2 protein-coding genes are annotated in these 3083 nt (G+C 51.2%); both read left to right on the top strand.

The annotated features are described in order from the left end of the window. Positions 1 to 1193 (top strand): Hsp70 family protein (locus KDK14_RS10815; RefSeq protein WP_257265119.1); only part of this gene is annotated, 1193 nt, incomplete at its 5' end. Positions 1194 to 1358: 165 nt separating this feature from the next. After that, positions 1359 to 2501, top strand: coding sequence for a molecular chaperone DnaJ (dnaJ, locus tag KDK14_RS10810; RefSeq protein ID WP_257265118.1), 1143 nt, complete (start codon positions 1359 to 1361; stop codon positions 2499 to 2501). Positions 2502 to 3083: the final 582 nt, after the last annotated feature.

Here is a 3083-nt window from a genome sequence, read left to right as displayed (position 1 = left end):
AGAAAGACCAGGGCATCGACCTCAGAGGCGATCCACTGGCCATGCAGCGTCTGAAAGAAGCCGCCGAGAAAGCCAAGATTGAACTGTCATCTACCCAGCAGACCGACGTCAACCTGCCATACATCACGGCTGATGCTACCGGACCCAAGCACCTGAACGTTAAAGTCAGCCGTGCCAAGCTGGAATCCCTGGTAGAAGACCTGGTTGCCCGTTCTCTGGAGCCATGCCGCATCGCCGTCAAGGACTCTGACCTGGATCTTTCTGACATCGACGAAGTTATCCTGGTGGGTGGTCAGACCCGTATGCCACTGGTTCAGAAGAAAGTGGCCGAGTTCTTTGGCAAGGAGCCTCGCAAGGACGTTAACCCTGACGAAGCAGTTGCCATGGGTGCTGCCATTCAGGCTGCAGTTCTGGCCGGTGACGTTAAAGACGTTCTGCTGCTGGATGTCACGCCGCTGACCCTGGGTATCGAAACCATGGGCGGCGTTATGACTCCGCTGATCGAAAAAAACACCACTATCCCAACCAAAAAGTCCCAGGTATTTTCGACTGCCGACGACAACCAGGGTGCAGTCACCATTCATGTTCTGCAGGGTGAGCGCAAACAGGCGACTCACAACAAGTCCCTGGGTCGTTTTGACCTGACAGACATTCCTCCAGCACCCCGTGGCATGCCACAGATCGAAGTCAGCTTCGACCTGGATGCCAACGGCATTTTGAATGTTTCTGCAAAAGACAAGGCAACTGGCAAAGAACAGTCTATTGTCATCAAGGCATCTTCCGGTCTGTCAGACGAAGAAATCGAACAAATGGTCAAGGACGCAGAAGCCAACGCGGCAGATGACAAGAAGTTCGAAGAACTGGCGGCTGTCCGTAATCAGGCAGATGCCCTGGTTCACTCAACCCGCAAGACGCTGGAAGAAGCCGGTGACAAGGCCACTGAAGAAGAGAAGGCGGCCATCACCAAGGCGATCGAAGACGTTGAAGCTGCTGTCAAGGGTGACGATAAGGAAGAACTTGAAGCCAAGACCAAGGTGCTGTCCGAAGCGTCTGCAGGTCTGGCCCAGAAGATGTATGCTGAAGCTCAGCAGCAGGGCGAAGCCCAGGCTGACGCTGGTACCGAGCAAAAGGCCGAGGCAGCTGACGACGCTGTTGACGCTGAGTTTGAAGAAGTAAAAGATGACAAGAAGTAAGACCGTTACGATCATCAATGACTGGTGATAAGGTCACAACGCGGGATTCATTCCCGCGTTGTCGTATATATCAAAATAATGGCTTTGTCAGACTTGACCATGAATCCAGTTAGCTCTGTGTTTTCATGCTCGACTGGTGAATGCAGATAGCTCAGGGTTTTTCTGATGTCAAAACGCGACTACTACGAAGTGCTGGGTGTAGACAGGAGCGCTTCGGACAAGGACATAAAAAAGGCCTATCGTCGTATGGCCATGAAATATCACCCCGACCGTAACCCCGGTGATAAAGCAGCGGAAGAGAGTTTCAAGGAGATTAACGAAGCGTTTGAAATTCTTTCCGACAGCCAGAAAAAATCGGCCTACGATCAGTATGGTCATGCCGGTGTCGACCCGAACATGAATGGCATGGGTGGTGCTGGTGGTTTTGCCGGTGGTAATTTCGGCGATATTTTCGGCGATGTCTTTGGTGATATTTTCGGTGCTGGCGGTGGCCGCAGCCGCAGTTCCGTTCAGCGTGGCGCCGATCTTCGCTATCAGCTGGAACTCAGCCTTGAAGAGGCCGTTCGCGGCGTCACCAAGAAAATCCGTATTCCTACACTGGTCCCTTGCACGGAGTGTAATGGCTCTGGTGCGAAAAAAGGTACTCAACCGGTCAGCTGTACTACCTGTGGTGGTATTGGCCAGGTGCGTATGCAGCAGGGCTTCTTTTCTGTGCAGCAAACCTGTCCTGACTGTCGCGGCACTGGCAAGATGATCAAGGATCCCTGTAACGTCTGCCACGGTGAAGGCCGCGTGCAGGAATACAAGACCCTCTCGGTCAAGATTCCACCCGGTGTTGATACTGGCGACCGTATCCGTCTGGCTGGTGAAGGTGAAGCTGGTGTAAATGGTGGGCCAGCCGGTGACCTGTATGTTCAGGTCAGTGTTGCTGATCATCCGATCTTCCAACGTGATGGCAAACACCTGTACTGTGAAGTACCCATTACATTTGTGGATGCGGCACTGGGCGGTGAACTGGAAGTCCCCACCCTGGAAGGCCGGGTGAAGCTGAAGATCCCCGTTGAAACCCAGACGGGTAAACTGTTCCGTCTGCGTGGCAAGGGTGTTATCCCGGTCCGTGGAGGCAGTGCTGGAGATCTCATGTGCCGGGTTGTGGTCGAAACTCCGGTGAAACTGACGGAACGTCAGAAAGAGTTGCTCAAGGAGCTGGATGACACCTTCAAAACAGAAGGTGTCGGGCACCAGTCGCCTAAAAAGCAATCCTTCTTTGATGGCGTCAAGAAGTTCTTTGATGATATGACTTCCTGATTTGCACCGCTCGGGTAAAGAGTGAACCACAAAGGAACATGGAGAAGAGCCTTTCTTTTTGCGTCCTTTGTTCCTTTGCGATTTAAACACAGAACAGTAGCCGCTTGAATGGTTGGAATATTAATTTCTGCCAACTGGCTTGCATCTCAAATATGGAGTATATTTCAAGGCGGTTCCGGAACCCCGATATTTCATAAACGTGTTACCGCTCTCACTTGTCCTTTACCGCTCTGTGGGAGTCTTGCCCGGTTGTCCGTACTCCCCGATGCGGCGAAAATCCCCAAGAAAGACAAAGTCCTCGGCTTTGGCATCCTGAGTTGCCCTGTTCCACATCCATGTGGTCGTGCGCAAGATTAGCAGCAATTTATAATAGACAAATCTTCAAAACTTTGAATTAAATGAATATCGACACCGGCCTTGACATTTTCCAAACGTTGATTTTCAAGGATTGACAGTTTATCCACGTCAGTATCAGGCGGCATGATGACACAGCTAAACCGGAAATTTTTTCGAACACATGCTTATTTATACCTGATTACCACTGATCGTACGTCATGACATAGAGAAAGTTTATTTAAGAAT

This window comes from Endozoicomonas sp. ONNA2 (assembly GCF_024606365.1).
Classification (GTDB): domain Bacteria; phylum Pseudomonadota; class Gammaproteobacteria; order Pseudomonadales; family Endozoicomonadaceae; genus Endozoicomonas.
This window is presented reverse-complemented; position numbering and strand designations above follow the sequence as displayed.

Bases quoted from the DNA above. Each gene is read 5' to 3' on its own strand.
- dnaJ (WP_257265118.1), top strand. From the start codon at position 1,359: ATGTCAAAACGCGACTACTACGAAGTGCTGGGTGTAGACAGGAGCGCT.